The following is a 16486-nucleotide window of genomic DNA, read 5'->3' as shown; positions in this document are numbered from 1 at the left end:
GCCGGCGATCCGACGATCATGGCCGAGCGGCGCCGCGCGGTGTCGCCCGCGACCCTGGCCGAGCACCTGCGGCTGACCAACTTCGGGACGACCACGGCGAATCTGACGGTGTGGGCGCAGGTCGGCACGGATCTCGCCGGCATCGACGCGGTCCGGTCCGGGCGGCTCGTCCCGCCGGTTCCGCCGGCCCGGCACGACGGCGAACTGCGCTGGGAGGGCGACCACATCACCGTTTCGTTGCGATGCTCTCCCGATCCGGACACGGCCGGGACCGGCGCTGCCGGCGCCGAGCTGGGGTGGCACGTGACCCTGCCGCCCGGCGGCTCGTTCTTGATCGATCTGGCGGCACGCTGCACGCAGCCCCGATCCGCGACGTTCACCCAAACGGCGGCCCCGCCGGGTCCGCTGTGGACGATTCCGGACCTGCCGGCCGACCGGCACGACCTCCTCGCCGCCAACCTCGCCGACCTCGAGGCGCTGCTGCTGGCCGACCCGGACGAGCCCGCCGACCGGTTCGCCGCCGCCGGGGCGCCCTGGTATCTGACCCTGTTCGGCCGCGACGCGCTGTGGACCGCCTGGCTGCTGCTACCGCTCGGAACCGGGCTGGCCGCCGGGACGCTGCGCGCGCTGGCCCGCCGCCAGGGCGACCGGCACGACCCGGAGACCGAGCAGGCCCCCGGCAAGATCCTGCACGAGGCCCGGTCCGGCCCGGCGCACTACGGCGACCTGCGGCTGCCGCCGGTCTACTACGGCACGATCGACGCCACCGCGCTGTGGGTGCGCCTGCTGCACGACGCCTGGCGGGCCGGCCTGCCCGAGGCCGAGGTGGCCGCCCTGCTGCCGAACCTGGTCGCGGCGCTGGGCTGGCTCACCGGCCCGGATGCCGACCCGGACGGCGACGGGCTGATCGAGTACGCCGGATCGGCCCACGGCGGCCTGGCCAACCAGGGCTGGAAGGACTCGGCGGACGGCATCCGGCACGCCGACGGCGGCCGGGCGCGGCCGCCGCTGGCGCTGTGTGAGGTGCAGGGCTACGCGCACGCCGCGGCGGTGCGGGCGGCCGCGCTGGCCGAGGCGTTCGGCCTGCCGGACGGACCCGGCTGGCTGGACTGGGCGGCCCGGCTGCGCGACCGGTTCCGCGCCTCGTTCTGGCTGCGCGACGAGGTCGGGCCCTACCCGGCGATCGCGCTCGACGCGGCCAAGCGGCCGGTCTCCGGCGCGTCGTCCAACATGGCGCACCTGCTCGGCACCGGCCTGCTCGACCCGCGCGAGGCCGCCCGGGTGGCCGACCGGCTGGCCGCCCCGGACCTGACCACCCGGTTCGGGCTGCGCACCCTGACCACGACCAGCGCCGCCTACAACCCGCTCAGCTACCACTGCGGCAGCGTCTGGCCGCACGACACCGCCATCGCGGTCGCCGGGTTGCTCGCCGAGGGCCGCGCCGAACAGGCCACATCCCTCGCCGAGGGTCTGCTCCGGGCCGCGGCGCACTTCGACGGCCGGCCACCCGAGTTGTACGGGGTGCTCGACGACGGGCCGCCGGTGCGCTACCCGTCGGCCTGCCACCCGCAGGCCTGGGCCGCCGCGGCGATGGTCGCCGCAGTGTTGGTTTCATAGGCCCGGCCCGCGCCGGTCTCACCGAGGCTGGGCCGACAGCCGGGCCAGCCGCCGGGGGGTCGGCCAGCGGACGTCGCTGACCCAGCCGAACCGCTCGAAGATCCAGATCAGCCGGGCCGAGATGTCGATCTGGCCGCGGTCCACGCCGTGCCGCGCGCAGGTCGGGTCGGCGTGGTGCAGGTTGTGCCACGACTCACCCATGCTCAGGATGGCCAGCGGCCAGAAGTTGGCCGAGCGGTCCCGGGAGGCGAACGGCCGGCTGCCGATCATGTGGCAGATCGAGTTGGTCGACCAGGTGACGTGGTGCAGGAACGACACCCGGACCAGCCCGGCCCAGAAGAACGCGGTCACCGCGCCCCACCAGGACCAGGTGAGCAACCCGCCGAGCACCGCGGGGGCGAACATGGTGACCGCCGTCCACAGGCCGAACTGGCGGTGCACCCGCCGGATGTCCTTGTCGGCGAGCAGATCGGGCGCGAACCGCTCCTGGTTGGTGAGCTTGCGGTCGAAGATCCACCCCATGTGCGCGTGCCAGAACCCACGGACCAGCGCGGCCGGGGAGGTGCCGAACGCCCACGGGGAGTGCGGGTCGCCGTCCCGGTCGGAGAACGCGTGGTGCCGCCGGTGATCGGCCACCCAGTGCAGGATCGGACCCTGCAGCGCCATGCTGCCGGCGATGGCCAGCGCGATCCGCACACCGCGTTTGGCCTTGAACGCCCGGTGGGTGAAGTAGCGGTGGAAGCCGACGGTCACCCCGAGGCAGGTCACGACGTAGAACGCCGCCGCCAGCACCAGGTCGACCCAGCCGACGCCCCAGCCCCAGGTGAGCGGGACGGCGGCGAGCAGAGCCAGGAACGGCCCCACGATGAACACGTACATGCCCAGTTGGGACGCGATGCTGCGTTCGCCCCCGTGCAGCGGCTTGACCAGGGTCGACGTCATGACGTCACGGAATCGTCTCTGTACTCACGGACACAGAATAGCCGGCAAACCGGACACCAACCGCCGGTGAACATCATTTCTGCCCGCCGAGCCGGAACGATGCGACCGCACTCTCCGCGAGGCTGCCCAGATAGACGGTGCCGCCGTGTTCCCGGACGCCGGTGACCATGTGGAACTCCGGGTGCCTGCCGAAGAACTCGTGCACCACGGCACCGGTGTCGCCGTTGACCGCGCGCACCCAGACGGTGCGCTTCTCCTTGGGCTGGAACCGTTCCGGCAGCGCCCAGATCGCCTTGCGCACGGCCGGGTGCCAGCCGTGCGCCAGATCCAGCGCGCGGTCCCGGGGACTGGCCATGGCCACCCAGATCAGCCCGTCCGAGCCGGTGGCGAGGTTGTCCGGGAACGCCGGGAGGTTGTCGTCCAGCGAGTCCAGCTCGCCGGCTCGCGCACCGGTCAGCCACAGCTTGTCCAGCCGGTAGGCGCCGGTCTGCGCGACGACCAGATAGGACTCGTCCGGGGCGAGCGCCACCCCGTTGGCGAACTGCAGGCCGGTCAGCAGCGTCTCGACCGACCCGTCCGGATCGCGGCGCAGCAGCCGGCCGGTGCCGGAGTGCTCGATCAGGTCGGCTTTGTAGTACGTCAACGGAAACCGCGCCGACGAGTCGGTGAAGTACACGGTCCCGTCGGCGGTCACGGCGGCGTTGTTGCACAGGTGCACGCCCTGTCCACCGGGGACGATCGGCTCGACCTTGCCGCCGGCCGGGTCGACCAGCAGCAGCCCGCGTTCGGCGTCGCAGACCAGCAGCCGCCCGTCCGGGAACAGTTCGATGCCCAGCGGCCGGCCGCCGGTCTCGGCCACGGTCTCCAGCCGCCGGCCGTCCGTGCTCAGCCGCAGAATCCGGCCGTCGGCGACCCCGGTGTACAGGTCCCCCGCCGCATCGACGAGCACGTCCTCGGTGCCGTGGCCGGTCACCGCCAGCAGGGTCAGTTCCGGCAGCGAAGGCGCGGGCGGGGAGCCCGCCCTGCCCGGTCGCCACACCACGGGTGCCACTTTCGGTCGGGCCATGTTCACTTCCTACCGGTAGCTGAGCAGTTCGCGGTGCGGTCCCTCGAAGTGCCCGTGCTCGTTGTAGGACACCAGCGAGGTGCCGGACCGGCCCCGCACGATCTTGGTCAGGCCGGCGTTCACCATCGTGCGGTTCAACGCCAGAAACCCCTGCGGCGGCAACCCGAGCAGCCGCGCGCAGATCGCCGAGATCACCCCGCCGGAGGTGAACACCAGGGCGTTGCCGTCGAGCTCGGCCAGCGCCGCACAGGCCCCGTCCTGGAACTCCGACCAGGCCCGGCCGGCCTGGGCCGACTCGCCGATCCAGGCCAGCAGCGCGGCGTCGAGCAGGTTCTGGAACTCCCGCGTGGACGGCGGTTCCTCGCCCGGCGGCAGGGACTCCCGGACCAGCGCGAGATGGTCGTACTCGTTCCACCGCACGTCCTGCCTCGCCGCCAGGTCGATCTCGGCCACCGGCAGGCACGCCGCGGCCGTCGCGAGTTGGCGGCGCAGGGTGCCGGAGGCGACCTGGTCCACCCGGATCTCCCGGCGCCGCAACTCCTCACCGAGCACCTTCGACTGCTGCTCCCCCACCGGGGAGAGCACGTCGTAGTCCGCGGCCCCGAACGACGCCTGGCCGTGCCGGATCAGGTAGATCGTGGGCATGGGTGTCCTTCAGGCGCCGATCAGCGATCGGCAACGCCATTCGAAGTAGGCGGAGTTCATCCAGAGGTCCTTGAACGCCGGGTTGTGGGTCTGGCCGTGGTGGTAGCGGTAGTAGATCTGCTGCAGGATCACCGCGAGCCGGAACAGGCCGAACACCTCGTAGAAAGTCCAGTTGCCCGGGTCGAGCGCCATCCGTTCGCAGTAGTAGTCGACCACCTCGCGCCGGGTCGGCATGCCGGGCAGATGGGTGATCTGCTTGCGGGCCCGCAGCGCCGCCTCGTCGTCGTCGCCCTGGATCCAGTAGGTGGTCAGCCCGGCCAGGTCCATCAATGCGTCGCCGAGCGTGGCCATCTCCCAGTCCAACACTCCGACGACGTTGAGCGTCTCCGGACCGTCGACCACCGCGTTGTCGAACCGGAAGTCGTTGTGAATCACGCAGATCCGGACATCGTCGGCCATGTTCGCGGCCAGCCAGGCCATCACGTCCTCGAAGTCCGGAACGTTGTCGGTGCGCGCCGCGCGGAACCGGTCCGACCAGCCGCGCACCTGGCGCTGGACGTAGCCGGCGCCCTTGCCAAGATCGCCGAGCCCGGCCGCGTCCGGATCCACCTGGTGCAGTTCGATGAGCCGGTCCACCAACCTGAACCCCAACTCCCGCGCGCGCTCCGGCGGCAGGATCATGCCCTCGGGCAGGTCGCGGCGCAGGATGATCCCGGGAATCCGCTCCATCACGTAGAAGTCCGAGCCGAGCACGCCGTGGTCCTCGCACAGCCCGAGCACCACCGGCACGTACGGGTAGACCGGCCGCAGCTGCCGCTGCACCCGGTACTCGCGTTTCATGTCGTGCGCGGAGGCCGCCTTGCGGCCGACCGGCGGCCGGCGCAGGATCAGCTCGCGGTCCGGATAACGCAGCAGGTAGGTCAGGTTCGACGCGCCACCGGGGAACTGCCGCACCTCCGGCAACCCGGCCAGTCCGTCCACATGGGACGAAAGCCATTCGTGCACGGCGGCGACGTCGAAGCTGTCCTCGTCGCGCAGCGCGCCCGGTTGGTCGGTCAGGGTCTCGGTCATCTGGTCCTCTCGCCCTCCAGCCTCCGCTGCAGCCGGGACCAGTATCGGCCAACCTGCCGGTCCACCACACCCGGCAGGTACCGCTTGAGCAACGCCGACCGGCGGCCATCGGCGTGCGTGTTCACCATGAACGCCCGGACGTGGACGGCTTCCCACACCTGCCGGGCGACGTCCTCCGGGGTCACCGTCGCGGACTCCATCAGCTTTCGGCTGAGCTCGGACAGGGCCGGGTCGGCGTGCCGGGACCGGTCCGGCAGGTTGGTCTTGACGAACCCGGGGCACACGACAGTCGTGGCGATCCCGTGCGGCGCCAGCTCGTAGCGCAGCGTCTGGGACAGCGCCAGCACGCCGGCCTTGGCCACGTTGTAGGAGGCCATGCCGGGCAGGTTCATGATCGCGGCCAGGGACGCGACGTTGACCAGATGCCCGGAGCGCTGCTCCTTGAACAGCGGCACGAACGTCCGGCAGCCCCGCACCACACCCATGAGGTTGATGTCCAGGACCCAGTCCCAGTCGTCCTGCGGGATCAGCTCGAACCGGCCCCCGGACGCCACTCCGGCGTTGTTGACCAGCACGTCCAAGCCGTCCCACTCGCGCCGGCACCAGTCCAGGGCGGCCGCCCAGGACGCGTCGTCGGTGACGTCCAGGCGCAGCGCGGCCGCATCCAACTCCTTCGCGGCGGCCTCGGCGGCTGCGATGTCCACATCGGACACCAGCACCCGCGCGCCGGCCCGGGCGAACCGGACCGCCATCGCCTTGCCCAGGCCGGAACCGGCCCCGGTGATCAGAACCCGCTGGGTCACTGGGCGTAGGCCTTCAGCTCCTGGCGGGCGACCAGATGGAGGTGCACCTCGTCGGGGCCGTCGGCCAGCCGCAGCGACCGGGCACCCGTGTAGGCCGCGGCCAGTGGGTAGTCGTCCGTAACGCCGGCCGCGCCGTGCAGCTGGATGGCCATGTCGATCACGTCGGTGGCCACGTTCGGCACCACCACCTTGATCTGCGAGACCTCGCTGCGGGCGCCCTGCAGACCCTCGGTGTCCAGCTTCCACGCCGTGTAGAGCACCAGCAGCCGGGCCTGGTTGATCGCGATGCGGGCCTTGGCGATGCGCTCCCGGTTACCGCCCAGGTCGGCCAGCGGCTTGCCGAACGCCACCCGCTGGGTGGCCCGCTTGCAGGCCAGGTCCAGGCATCGCTCGGCCAGCCCGATCAGCCGCATGCAGTGGTGGATGCGGCCGGGACCGAGGCGGCCCTGAGCGATCTCGAAGCCGCGGCCGGGACCGGCGATCACCGCGTCCAGCGGCAGCCGCACGTCGGTGAAGGTGACCTCGCCGTGCCCGAACGGCTCGTCGTGCCGGCCGAAGACCGGCAGCATCCGCTCGATGTTGACCCCGGGCGTGGAAAGCGGCACCAGCACCATCGAGTGCTGGGCGTAGCGCGGGGCGTCCGGGTCGGTCAGGCCCATGAAGATGGCCACCCGGCAGTTCGGGTGCCCGATGCCGCTGGAGAACCACTTGCGGCCGTTGAGCACGATCTGGTCGTCCTTGACCACGGCGGTCGCGGCCATGTTGGTGGCGTCGGAGGAGGCGACCTCCGGCTCGGTCATGCAGAACACCGAGCGGATCTCGCCGCGCAGCAACGGCTCCAGCCACTTCTGCTTCTGCTCGGCGCTGCCGTAGAGGTGCAGCACCTCCATGTTGCCGGTGTCCGGAGCGCTGCAGTTGAACACCTCGCTGGCCATCGGCGAGCGCCCCATCAGCTCGGCCAGCGGCGCGTACTCGACGTTGGTCAGCCCGGCGCCGTGCGTCTCGTCCGGCAGGAACAGGTTCCACAGGCCCTGCTCCCGGGCCTTGGCCTTGAGCTCCTCCATCACCGGCGGGACGGTGTACGGGTGGCCGGAGTTGGCGTGCACGGCACGCAGGTACTCGGCCTCGACCGGCTCGATCTCCGCGCGGATGAAGTCCCCCACCCGCTGGATGTAGTCCGCAGCCTTTGCCGAGTGGGCGAATTCCATGTGGGCTCCCTCACCGGAGTTGAGCATTGCTCAACAAGCTACTCTGGCCGTCGAGCGAGGCTCAATACGTGCGGGAGGCCCGGTGACTGTTGCGCAGAACACACCGCGCACGAGGCTGGACGCGCAGGACCGCCGCCGCCAGCTGATCGGCATCGGGCTGCGCATGCTCGCCACCCGGCCCATCCACCAGATCACCGTCGACGAGGTGGCCGCCACCGCCGGCATCTCCCGCAGCCTGCTGTTCCACTACTTCCCCACCAAGCAGGACTACTACCGGGCGGTCGTGCGGGCGGCCAGCCGCCGGCTGCTGCGCCAGATCACCCCGGAACCGCAGGGCGGTCCGGACCAGCGGATCCGGGCGATGGTGGACAACTACGTGCGCTACTTCGAGCGGCGCCGCGAACCGTACGTGGCGCTGTTCCGCAGCCCCGGGGCCGACGACTGGGTCCGCTCGATCCACGAGGAGACCCAGGACGCCTTGGCGGGCAAGGTGATCGACGCGCTCGGCGGGCACAGCGTGCCGCCCGAGGTGGAGATGGTGATCCGGGCCTGGTGGTCGTTCGCCGAGGAGCTCGCCATCGCCTGGACCGGCGCCCGACCGTCCAATCGGGACGGTCTGGTGTCCCTGCTGACCGAGACCCTCCATCGCGTGATCGAGGCGGCGAGATGAGCATCCACGTCCTGCACGAGAACCCGGAGTGGTACCCGCCGTTCGCCGCCGCCTTCGACGCCGAGGGGGTCGAGCACCGGCAGTGGCTGCTCGGCGAGGGCACGCTGGACCTCGACGCCCCGCCGCCGCCCGGCGTGTACTGGTCGCGGATGAGCGCCTCCTCGCACACCCGGGGCCATGCGTTCGCCAAGGACCACACCCGGGCGGTGCTGAGCTGGCTGGAGGCCGCCGGGCGCCGGGTGGTCAACGGGCGGCGGGTGCTGGAACTGGAGATGAGCAAGGCCGACCAACTGACCGCGTTGCGCGCGGCCGGGTTCGACGTGCCGCGCACCATCGCCGTCGTCGGTTCCGGCGACCTGCTCGGCGCCGCGGGCAAGCTGCCGGCGCCGTTCGTGGTCAAGCACAACCAGGGCGGCAAGGGGCTGGGCGTGCGGCGGTTCGACTCGGTCGAGGAGTTGGCGGACGCCACGCTGGAGCCACCGGTGGACGGGATCACCCTGGTGCAGGAGTACGTCCGGCCGGCGCACCCGCACATCACCCGGGTCGAGGTGGTCGGCGGCGAACTGGTCTACGCGATCACCGCCGACGTCGCCCGGGGCGGCTTCGAGCTGTGCCCGGCCGACGCCTGCGCGGCCACCGGACCTCCGCTGTTCGCCCTGCGCGAGGACTTCGACGACCACCCGATCGTCGCCCGGTACCTGGACTTCGCCCGCCGGCACGGCATCGGGATCGCCGGTTTCGAGTTCATCGAGACCGCCGACGGCCGGCTGGTCACCTACGACATCAACACCAACACCAACTACAACCCGGACGTGGAGGCCGTCGCGCCCCGCTCGGGACCGCGGATGATCGCCCGATTTCTGGCCGGAGAGGCGGGACGCTAGATGCGATTCGGTTACTGGATGCCGGTTTTCGGCGGCTGGCTGCGCAACGTGGCGGACGAGGAGATGAGCATCGCCTGGCCCTACATCCGGGATCTGGCGACCGACAGCGAACGGCACGGCTTCGACCTGAGCCTGATCGCCGAGCTGAACCTCAACGACATCAAGGGACACCGGGCCCCCGCGCTGGACGCGTGGTCGCTGGCCCCGGCCGTCGCGGCGGTCACCCGGACGCTGGAGCTGATGCTCGCCGTGCGGCCGAACTACCACTCCCCCACCCAGATCGCCAAGGCGATCTCCACGCTGGACACCATCGCGCCCGGCCGGCTCTCGCTCAACGTGGTGTCCTCGTGGTGGAAGGACGAGGCCACCCAGTACGGCGCGCCGTTCGACGTGCACGACGCCCGCTACGCCCGGACCGAGGAGTGGCTGTCGGTGCTGCGCCGGCTGCTGACCGAGGACACCGTGAGCCACCACGGCGCGCTGTACGACCTGGAGGGCACCATCCTGGAGCCCAAGCCGTCCCGGGTCCCGACCGTGTACATGGGCGGCGAGTCCCCCAAGGCCAAGGAGATCATCTCCAGCCACGGCGACGCCTACGTGATGCACGGCGACCCGCCCGAGGTGATCGCCGGCAAGGTCGCCGACCTGAGCAAGCGCCGCGCCGACGCCGGCCGCGAGCCGATGACCTTCGGCGTGTCCGGGTACGTGATCTGCCGCGACACCGAGGCGGCGGCGCAGGCCGAGCTGGACCGGATCCTGGACGTGCGCTCCTCACCCGAGGCGTACGCGTCCTACCAGGACTTCGTCGAGGGCTCCCACCTGGAGTCCGAGGTGTCCCTGCGTGAGTACAGCGTGTCCAACCGCGGCCTGCGCGCCGGGCTGGTCGGCACGCCCGAGCAGATCACCGACCGGATCCGTGCCTACGAGGAGGCCGGCGTCGACCTGATGCTGCTCCAGTTCTCCCCGCAGCACGAGGAGATGGCCCGGTTCGGCCGGGACGTCATCGCCCACTACTGACGCCGGTCAGCCCTGGCGGTCGGGACCGGCGCGGTCCAGGCTCACCCGGATCAGGCAGCGTTTCTCCGAACGCATGGCCTCGCGGTACTCGTCCCAGTCGGGGTGCTCGCCGGAGATCGACCGGTAGTAGGCGACCAGGCCGTCCATCGCCTCGGGCAGGGACACGATCTCCACCGCGCCCTCGACCTGGATCCACCGGCCGAAGAAGCTGTCCGGCATGACACACAGCCAGGCCCGCGGCTCGCGGCGGAGGTTCTTCACCTTGTAGGCCGTCTCCCGGCTGCTGATCACCACGTAGCCCTCGTCGTCGACGCCCACCGTCACCGGCGACAGCTGCGGCTCGCCGTCCGCCCGGCGGGTCGCCAGCACCGCCCGGTGCTGCGTGCGCAGCACGTCCCGCGCCTCGTCCAGATCCATACGATCACCCTACTGTCGGTGCCCTGCCGCACAATTCCACCCGTGCAGGTCGTGGCGATCCCGGAAGCCGGCGGGGCCGGCCGGATCCGGCTGCCCGGCGGCGACCGCGGCGTGCCCGACCTGGCCGCGGCCATGGCCGAGCTGGAGGCCGGCCAGGCGCCGCGCTGGGTGCTGCCGTCCGCCGAGGAGATCTACCCCGCGCTGCTGCGCGCCGGCGTCCGGCTGGCCCGGTGCCACGACCTCGCGCTCACCGAGAACATCCTGCTGGCCTGCGCCGGAGCGCCCGACCGGCCGCGCAACCTGGCCGCGGCGCACGCCCGGCTGCGCGGCCTGCCCGAGCCGCCCGACCGCCCGCCGCCGAGCCGCACCGAGGCGCCCGCGTTGTTCGAGCTCGACCGGGGCACCACCCCGGCCGGCGACCCGCTGGACGCCGCCGCCGCCGTGTACGACGACCAGCAGCGCCGCATCGACGCCGACCCGCACCCCGACCGGCTGCGCCTGCTGGTCGCCGCCGAGTCGGCCGGCGCGCTGGCCGCCGCCGAGATGACCCACCACGGTCTGCCCTGGCGGGCCGACGTGCACGAGGCCCTGCTCACCGAGTTGCTCGGCCCGCGCCCGCCGGCCGGGGCGCGGCCGGCCCGGCTGGCCGACCTGGCCGAGCGGATCACCGCGGCGTTCGGCGGCGCCGAGGTCAACCCCGACGCGCCGGCCAGCGTGGTGCGGGCGTTCCGCCGGGCCGGCATCGACGTCCCGTCCAGCCGGGCCTGGGTGCTGCGCGAGGTCGCCCATCCGGCGGTCGAACCGCTGCTGCAGTACAAGGAGCTGGCCCGGCTGTGGGTGGCGCACGGCTGGACCTGGCTGGACTCCTGGGTGCACGAGGGCCGGTTCCGGCCCGAGTACGTGGTCGGCGGCGTCGTGTCCGGGCGGTGGGCGACCCGTGGCGGCGCCGCGCTGCAGCTACCCAAGACGTTGCGCACCGCGGTGCGGGCCGATCCCGGCTGGACCCTCGTGGTCGCCGACGCCGCGCAGCTCGAACCCCGGGTGCTCGCGGCGCTGTCCGGCGACCCTCGGCTGGCCGAGCTCTGTGCCGGCAGCGGCGCCGCCGACCTGTACGCGAGCCTGGCCGCCGACTCGTTCGACGGCGACCGGGGCCACGCCAAGGTGGCCATGCTCTCGGCCATGTACGGCGGCACCAGCGGCGGGGCCGGTCCGCTGCTCGCCGTGCTGCGCAAGCGGTTCCCGCAGGCGGTCGGCTACGTCGAGCAGGCCGCGCGGGCCGGTGAGTCCGGTGGCATGGTGCGCTCCCGGCTCGGCCGGACCAGCCCGCCGCCGAGCGCGGCCTGGCGGGCGCTGACCGGGTCGGCCGAACAGGACGAGACCACCGAGCGGCGGTCCCGGGAGGCGGCCCGCAACTGGGGCCGGTTCACCCGCAACTTCGTGGTGCAGGCCAGCGCCGCGGACTGGGCGCTGACCACGCTCGCCGCGCTGCGCCGCCGGCTGGCCGGCAGCGCTCCCGCCGCGCAGGTGGTGTTCTTCCAGCACGACGAGGTGCTGGTGCACTGCCCGGCGGAGCTGTCCGGCGTGGTCGCCGAGGAGGTGACCAACGCCGCCGCCGAGGCGAGCCGGCTGGTGTTCGGCTCCACCCCGGTGCACTTTCCGTTGCAGGCCAACGTGGTCGACTGCTACGCCGACGCCAAGTGAGGGCTGTTCCGTCGCTCCGGATTTCAATGCGGTCGTTGCGTTCCGGCGAACGGCCGACCTAGACGCGGCGCAGCAGGTCCGGGGTCAGCTCGGCGATCGTGCGGTGCCCGGACAGCGCCACCGTCGAGTCGAGGTCGGCCAGCACCGACCGCAGCGCGTGCCGCACCCCGGCCTCCCCGCCGAGCGCCAGCCCGTAGGCGTAGGTACGGCCCAGCAACACCGCCCGCGCGCCGAGCGCCAGCGCCTTGACCGCGTCGGCCCCGCACCGCACACCCGAGTCGAACAGCACCGCCAGGCTCTCCCCCACCGCCGCCGCGATCTCGGGCAGCACGTCCAGCGCGCCCACCGCGCCGTCCACCTGCCGGCCGCCGTGGTTGGACACCACGATCCCGTCCATGCCGGCGTCCACCGCGCGGCGGGCGTCGTCGACGTGCTGGATGCCCTTGAGCACGATCGGCCCGGCCCAGTGCTCCCGCAGGAACGGCAACTGGTCCCACCGGTGGTCGGTGCCGGTGAACGTCTGGATCCAGCGCAGCACCGCCAGCTGCGGGTCCTGCTCCGGAGTCTTGTCCAGCGTGGCCAGAAACGCCGGGTCGGAGTACGGGATGGCGGTGCCGATGCCGTGCAGGAACGGCAGGTAGGACTGGTCGAGATCGCGCGGGCGCCAGGCCAGCGTCCAGGTGTCCAGCGTGACCACCAGGGTCGAGTACCCGGCCGCCCTGGCCCGCTGCAGCAGGCTGACCGTCACGTCGTTGTCGCTGGGCCAGTAGAGCTGGTACCAGCGCGAGCCGGCCCCGTTGGCGGCGGCGACGTCCTCGATGGTGTGCGACGAGGCGGTCGACAGCACCATGGTCAGGTCCAGCGCGGCGGCCGCCCGGGCGGTCGCCAGCTCCCCCTCCGGATGCAGGATCGACTGCACGCCAACGGGTGCGAGCAGCACCGGAGCCGGCATCCGGGTGCCGAGCACGGTGACCGACAGGTCCCGGGTGGTCGCGTCGGTCAGCATCCGCGGCACGATCCGCCAGCGGTCGAACGCCTCCCGGTTGGCCCGCATGGTCGCGCCCGAGCCGGCGCCGCCGGCGACGTAGCCGAACGGACCCGGCTCCATCGCCGCCCGGGCCGCCTCCTCCAGCCGCGTCGGGTCGGTGGTGAACGCGGGCCGCACGTCGGCAAGGCCCTGCAGGTAGATCTCGCTCTGATAGCTGTTGAAGTGCGTCATCCGTCCAGGGGTCCCAGGTGAGTACGGAGCTTGAGCCGCCAGAGATTCAACCAGGCCAGTCCGGCCGACAGGGCCGCACAGCCGGCCGACACGGTCAGCAGTTGCATTCCCCGGGCGCCGAACACGATCGCGACGGTCCACAGCACCAGCGTCAGCACCGCCAGACCGAGCAGCAGCACCGACCCGAGCACGAGCGGTTCGGCCCGGCGCAGTGCCCGCATGCTCACCGTGGCGCCGGGCGGCAGCCGCATGACCCCGCGCACGGTCAGGCCGACCGCGAACACCAGCAGCCCCAGGCCGAACCAGGCGAGCACCGGGTTGGGGTCGGACAGTCCGGCGATCATCAGCAGGAAAGACCCGACCGCGAGCCACAGCGAGACCCGGCGGATCAGCAGCCACACCGCGATCCGTTGCGCCCGGCCGAACCGGGCCGGTGGGAACACCGGCCGGGTGGGCGGGGGCGGCGGCTCCTCCGGCGCCGGACGGGCGTTGAGCCGCTCCAGGCTGGCCGTGATGTGCCGGTTGCCCGGGTCCAGCCGCAGCGCCTCGCGGTAGGCACGCCGGGCCTGGACCACGTCGTCGGTGGAGGCCGCGATGTCGCCGAGCACCTCGTGCGGCCGGGGTTCCCGGGGGGCCAGGATGATCGCCGTGCGGGCCACCTCGATCGCCTCGCCCGGCTGGGTCGGCGCCAGCGCCTCGGCCAGCGCGACGTGGCAGCGCCAGTCGGCGCCGTCCCGGCGCACCGCCTCCCGGGCGCAGGCCACCGACTCCTCGAAGCGGCCCAACTCGCCCAACGCGAGGCTCGCCAGCCGGTGCGCCCAGGACCGTTCGCCGAGCGTGATCGCCCGCTTCGCCGCGTCCAGTGACTCGGTCACCTCGCCGGCGTCCAGATAGGCGACCGACAGCCGGCACCACGCGCCCGAATGTTCCGGGTTGGACACCACGACCGGACGCAGCAGTTCGATCGCGACCCGGGGGCGCCCGTCCGCCGTTATCCGCGCGGCGCGCGCCAGCACTGTGTCGATTGGCTCGGCCATGCACCCTCCCACCGCGCCCGGACGGCCCAGTCTGCCAGGGCGGGCGGTGCGACTCACCCCACCATACCGGCCAGATCGGCCTGCTCAAGTTGGCGCGGCTCGACGACGACCTGCTTGTCCACCATGGCCTGCAGCGCGTCGCCGTCGTCCCACATGTTCACGTTCATCGCGGCGTGCACCGCGCCGTCGCGCAGCCAGAACGCGATGAACTCGCGCGCGGCCAGATCCCCGCGCACCACGAGCTGGTCCCGGAACGGGTTGGCCAGGCCGCGCACCTCCATGCCCAGGTCGTACTGGTCGGAGAAGAAGTACGGGCTGGCGGTGTACGGCTCGGCCGCGCCGAGCAGGTTGCCCGCCACGTGCGTGCCCGGGTCCTTCGCGTTCGCCCAGTGCTCCACCCGCAGCCGCCGGCCGTAGCGGGGATGGAAGTGCGCGGCGATGTCGCCCGCCGCGTAGACGTCCGGGGCCGAGGTGCGCAGCCCGGCGTCGGTGTCCACACCCCCGCCGGGCACCGAGTCGGACAGTTCCAGGCCCGCCGCGTGCGCCAACTCCACCCGGGGCACCGCGCCGATCGCGACCACCACGACATCCGCCGGAAGCAGCTCGCCGCCGTCCAGCCGCACGCCGGTGATCTTGCCCTGCTCGCCGGTGAACTCGGCCACCCCGACGCCCAACCGCCAGACCACCCCGTTCTGCTCGTGCAGGTCCCGGAACACCGCCGCGACCGTGTCGCCGAGCACCGGGTGCAGCGGCAGCGGCAGGCGTTCGACCACCGTCACCTCGCAGCCGTGCTTGCGGGCCGCCGCCGCGACCTCGCAGCCGATCCAGCCGCCGCCGGCCACCACGACCCGGCCGCCGGACCGCAGCGCCGCCAGCAGGGCGCGCGAGTCGTCCAGGGAACGCAGCGTGTGCAGGCCGGCGAGATCGGCGCCGGGCACCGGAAGGACGCGCGGCCGCGAACCGGTGGCCAGCAGCAGCCGGTCGAACGGGTACCGGGTGCCGGAACCGTCGACCACCACCCGGTCGCCGAGCGCGATCTCGCGGACGGACGTGGACAGCAGCAGCTCGACGTCGTTCTTCTGGTAGAAGTCCTCGTCGTGCACCCAGTCCGGTTCTTCGGCGTCACCCAGCAGAATGCCCTTGGACAGCGCCGGCAGCTCGTAGGGCCGGTGCGAGTCCGCGCCGATGATCGTGACCTGGCCGGTGAACCCCGTGGCGCGGAGCTCGCCTGCGGCGCTGGCCCCGGCCAGTCCGGTTCCGACGATGACGATGCGCTGCGGCTCGGCCATGATCCAGCCTTTCGTGATGCGGCGGGGGAGATCCCCAACGTAGACCTCCGGGCCCGGACACGCCGGCACGAACATGAAAAGTCGGCCGTTCCCCGTTACGGTCACGAGCGGTACTCGTTCCCTTTTCGGGAGGCGGGATCTCAGGCGATCGGGACGGATTTGACGAAATACGGAGGTAGGTCGCTGTGAGCAGCCACAGGGAGTGGCGGGTCACCTGCCGTGACATTGCCGGCCGACGACGCGACCTGCAGGTAATCGCCAGAACCGGCCAGATCGTGCTGGTCGCACCGCCGGGCGAGACCGCCATTCTGTCCCCGCTGGACGTGGGTAGGCTGCGCGCCGCGTTACGGGACGCCGTCATCGACGCCGCCGTGACCGGTGACTGAGTGATGTCCTAGACCGCGGGCCAGGTGTGCACGGGCTCGTTGGAGTGCATGTGCACGGCGTAGCGCCTGGTCATCTCGCGCAGCGCCTGCGCGCGGTTGACCATCGTGGTCTCCTCCAGCCGGCGCACCGTGTCCACCTGCCAGCTCGCGCCGTTGCGCCCGCTGATGCAGCGCTGCTCGATCACCGCCAGCAGCCGGTCCCGGTCGCCGGCCGGCACACCCCAGGCGTCCAGGCCCTCGTGCGCCAGCGGCAACAGCTTGCGCAGCACCAGCTCGGTCACCCGCACCTGGCCCACGCCCGGCCAGTAGACCTGGGTGTCGATGCCGTTCTCGGCGGCGGCGTGGAAGTTCTCCTCGGCGGCGGAGAACGACATCTGCGACCACAGCGGTCGCTCGCTCTCGGCCAGGTGCCGGACCAGCCCGAAGTAGAACGCCGCGTTGGCCATCATGTCGGCCACGGTCGGCCCGGCGCCGAGGCAGCGGTTCTCGACGCGCAGGTGGGGCACCCCGGCAG

General features: G+C 72.3%; 16 protein-coding genes and 1 pseudogene. 6 read left to right on the top strand and 11 right to left on the bottom strand.

The genetic code is table 11. The features are described 5' to 3' along the window. Positions 1-1617, top strand: a 1617-nt coding sequence (locus tag VFO68_RS21070; protein WP_325160062.1) for an MGH1-like glycoside hydrolase domain-containing protein, incomplete at its 5' end; no start/stop codon positions are given. Between the two features lie 18 nt (positions 1618-1635). Here the strand turns inward: VFO68_RS21070 and VFO68_RS21065 are convergent. The 6 genes from VFO68_RS21065 to VFO68_RS21040 all read right to left on the bottom strand — a co-directional run bounded on the left by VFO68_RS21065 (position 1636) and on the right by VFO68_RS21040 (position 7352). Then, complete coding sequence (locus VFO68_RS21065; protein ID WP_325160061.1) at positions 1636-2559, bottom strand: acyl-CoA desaturase; 924 nt, start codon at positions 2557-2559, stop codon at positions 1636-1638. Positions 2560-2632: 73 nt separating this feature from the next. Beyond that, positions 2633-3625, bottom strand: coding sequence for an SMP-30/gluconolactonase/LRE family protein (locus tag VFO68_RS21060; protein ID WP_325160060.1), 993 nt, complete (start codon positions 3623-3625; stop codon positions 2633-2635). A gap of 9 nt (positions 3626-3634) precedes the next feature. After that, positions 3635-4270: a histidine phosphatase family protein gene (locus tag VFO68_RS21055; protein WP_325160059.1), complete on the bottom strand. Its 636-nt coding sequence runs from the start codon at positions 4268-4270 to the stop codon at positions 3635-3637. A gap of 9 nt (positions 4271-4279) precedes the next feature. Beyond that, entirely contained in the window at positions 4280-5341 is a 1062-nt protein-coding gene (locus VFO68_RS21050; RefSeq protein ID WP_325160058.1) for a phosphotransferase family protein, read from the bottom strand. Then, entirely contained in the window at positions 5338-6144 is an 807-nt protein-coding gene (locus VFO68_RS21045; RefSeq protein WP_325160057.1) for an SDR family oxidoreductase, read from the bottom strand. The genes VFO68_RS21050 and VFO68_RS21045 overlap by 4 nt, the downstream gene beginning before the upstream one ends. Then, positions 6141-7352 carry an acyl-CoA dehydrogenase family protein gene (locus tag VFO68_RS21040; protein WP_325160056.1) on the bottom strand — a complete coding sequence of 404 codons (1212 nt, stop codon included), beginning with the start codon at positions 7350-7352 and terminating at the stop codon, positions 6141-6143. The genes VFO68_RS21045 and VFO68_RS21040 overlap by 4 nt, the downstream gene beginning before the upstream one ends. Positions 7353-7434: 82 nt before the next feature. On the opposite strand from VFO68_RS21040, the gene VFO68_RS21035 reads away from it, so the two are divergent. From VFO68_RS21035 to VFO68_RS21025, 3 genes are read left to right on the top strand one after another with little or no spacing between them, the layout of a single operon-like run. Further along, positions 7435-8022, top strand: a complete 588-nt coding sequence (locus tag VFO68_RS21035; protein WP_325160055.1) for a TetR/AcrR family transcriptional regulator — start codon at positions 7435-7437, stop codon at positions 8020-8022. Then, the gene (locus tag VFO68_RS21030) at positions 8019-8906 is read left to right on the top strand and encodes a hypothetical protein (RefSeq protein ID WP_325160054.1); all 888 of its coding nucleotides are present in this window, start codon (positions 8019-8021) and stop codon (positions 8904-8906) included. Before VFO68_RS21035 ends, VFO68_RS21030 begins: the two co-directional genes overlap by 4 nt. Further along, the gene (locus VFO68_RS21025; protein WP_325160053.1) at positions 8907-9923 is read left to right on the top strand and encodes an LLM class flavin-dependent oxidoreductase; all 1017 of its coding nucleotides are present in this window, start codon (positions 8907-8909) and stop codon (positions 9921-9923) included. Positions 9924-9929: 6 nt separating this feature from the next. On the opposite strand, the gene VFO68_RS21020 is transcribed toward VFO68_RS21025, so the two are convergent. After that, entirely contained in the window at positions 9930-10340 is a 411-nt protein-coding gene (locus VFO68_RS21020; protein ID WP_325160052.1) for a PPOX class F420-dependent oxidoreductase, read from the bottom strand. Between the two features lie 42 nt (positions 10341-10382). On the opposite strand from VFO68_RS21020, the gene VFO68_RS21015 reads away from it, so the two are divergent. Next, positions 10383-12041: a bifunctional 3'-5' exonuclease/DNA polymerase gene (locus tag VFO68_RS21015; protein WP_414635540.1), complete on the top strand. Its 1659-nt coding sequence runs from the start codon at positions 10383-10385 to the stop codon at positions 12039-12041. A gap of 58 nt (positions 12042-12099) precedes the next feature. Here VFO68_RS21015 and VFO68_RS21010 read toward each other — a convergent pair whose 3' ends face one another. From VFO68_RS21010 to VFO68_RS21000, 3 genes are read right to left on the bottom strand one after another with little or no spacing between them, the layout of a single operon-like run. After that, positions 12100-13260 (bottom strand): lactate 2-monooxygenase, encoded by a 1161-nt coding sequence (locus tag VFO68_RS21010; protein WP_325160051.1) that lies wholly within the window; start codon positions 13258-13260, stop codon positions 12100-12102. After that, a complete protein-coding gene (locus VFO68_RS21005; RefSeq protein ID WP_325160050.1) occupies positions 13257-14297 on the bottom strand; it encodes a tetratricopeptide repeat protein in 1041 nt (346 codons plus the stop codon). The genes VFO68_RS21010 and VFO68_RS21005 overlap by 4 nt, the downstream gene beginning before the upstream one ends. 53 nt (positions 14298-14350) lie before the next feature. Beyond that, a complete protein-coding gene (locus tag VFO68_RS21000) occupies positions 14351-15586 on the bottom strand; it encodes an NAD(P)/FAD-dependent oxidoreductase (protein ID WP_325160049.1) in 1236 nt (411 codons plus the stop codon). Positions 15587-15771: 185 nt separating this feature from the next. On the opposite strand from VFO68_RS21000, the gene VFO68_RS20995 reads away from it, so the two are divergent. Then, positions 15772-15972, top strand: coding sequence for a hypothetical protein (locus VFO68_RS20995; RefSeq protein WP_325160048.1), 201 nt, complete (start codon positions 15772-15774; stop codon positions 15970-15972). An 8-nt stretch (positions 15973-15980) separates the two neighbouring features. Here the strand turns inward: VFO68_RS20995 and VFO68_RS20990 are convergent. Then, positions 15981-16486, bottom strand: a pseudogene (locus tag VFO68_RS20990) (glutamate--cysteine ligase); the annotation flags it as partial.

Source organism: Actinophytocola sp. (genome assembly GCF_035712165.1).
Lineage (GTDB): Bacteria > Actinomycetota > Actinomycetes > Mycobacteriales > Pseudonocardiaceae > DASYTH01.
The sequence above is the reverse complement of the archived record's forward strand: the minus strand, read 5'-3'. Positions and strand labels throughout refer to the sequence as shown.